At 56.1% G+C, this 1,267-nt stretch carries 1 tRNA gene and 2 rRNA genes; all 3 read left to right on the top strand.

Annotation, left to right across the window (positions count from 1 at the left end):
• A 16S ribosomal RNA gene (locus N5095_RS22455) occupies window positions 1-50 on the top strand; the annotation flags it as partial.
• Between the two features lie 147 nt (window positions 51-197).
• Window positions 198-269: transfer RNA gene (locus N5095_RS00020), tRNA-Ala, on the top strand.
• 214 nt (window positions 270-483) lie between these two features.
• Window positions 484-1,267: ribosomal RNA gene (locus N5095_RS00015) — 23S ribosomal RNA — on the top strand; the annotation flags it as partial.

The following is a 1,267-nucleotide window of genomic DNA, read 5'->3' as shown; positions in this document are numbered from 1 at the left end:
TAAGTCGTAACAAGGTAGCCGTAGGGGAATCTGCGGCTGGATCACCTCCTAACGTCCCGTGACTCGTCCTGGTCCGCCAGGACGAGCACACCTTTCCGTATTCCGTTGGCAACGGTTCGGACACCACGTCCGACCGGGCACCTACGAACCATCGTGGCTCACACTATCAATACGCCCCTCACCCACACGGGTGAGGTGGGCCCATAGCTCAGTGGGAGAGTGCCTCCTTTGCAAGGAGGATGCCCTGGGTTCGAATCCCAGTGGGTCCATGTCTCAGGGCCAGACGAAGACCGTGTCCCTTAAGTGGGAGACGGGCCGACGTTCTGGTCCTGAAACGAACTGATGCACCATCCCGGGAGACCGCGGATGGGAAGGGTTCGAGACGCGCCTGGCCCAAGGTCCAGGCCGTACAATGACGACCGTGTGTACGTGCAATCCAGACGCCCACTGAACTCATTCCATCGGGTTCATGGCGAATTCCACTCAGAATGGCTACTGTGCCATCTGGTGAATAGCTCGGCTCGAGCGCCGATGACGGACGTGCCAAGCTGCGATAAGCTCCAGGGAGTTGCATGGAAACGAAGAACTGGAGATCTCCGAATGGGAATCCCTACACAATTGCTTCGCGCAATGGGGAACGTTCCGAATTGAAACATCTTAGTAGGAACAGGAAGAGAAAGCAAACCGCGATGTCGTCAGTAACGGCGAGTGAAGGCGACACAGTCCAAACCGAAGCCTTCGGGCAATGTGGTGTTCGGACTGGCTCTCATCGGTCGAAACCTAATCTGAAGTCTCCTGGAACGGAGCGTGATACAGGGTGAAAACCCCGTAAGATTAGCGAGTACACCGTGCGTCAGTACCAGAGTAGCGGGGGTTGGATATCCCTCGTGAATTTAGCAGGCATCGACTGCTAAGACTAAACACGTCTCGAGACCGATAGCGAACAAGTAGCGTGAGCGAACGCTGAAAAGCACCCCGAGAAGGGCGGTGCAATAGGGCTTGAAATCAGGTGGCGATAGAGCGACGGGGCATACAAGGCCTCTCGAAAAACGACCGAGGTGCGAACCTCCAGTAGGAATCGAGAGGAGCCGATGTTCCGTCGTACGTTTTGAAAAACGAACCAGGGAGTGTATCTATTCGACGAGTCTAACCGGTGTACCCGGGAAGGCGCAGGGAAACCGATACGAGCGCAGCACTTCGTGTGAGGCTCACCGTGTTCAAGCGCGGGGAGTCGAATGGATACTACCCGAAACCGAGTGATCTACAC

The organism is Halobium salinum (genome assembly GCF_026586625.1).
GTDB classification, from domain to species: domain Archaea; phylum Halobacteriota; class Halobacteria; order Halobacteriales; family Haloferacaceae; genus Halobium; species Halobium salinum.
The sequence above is the reverse complement of the archived record's forward strand: the minus strand, read 5'-3'. Positions and strand labels throughout refer to the sequence as shown.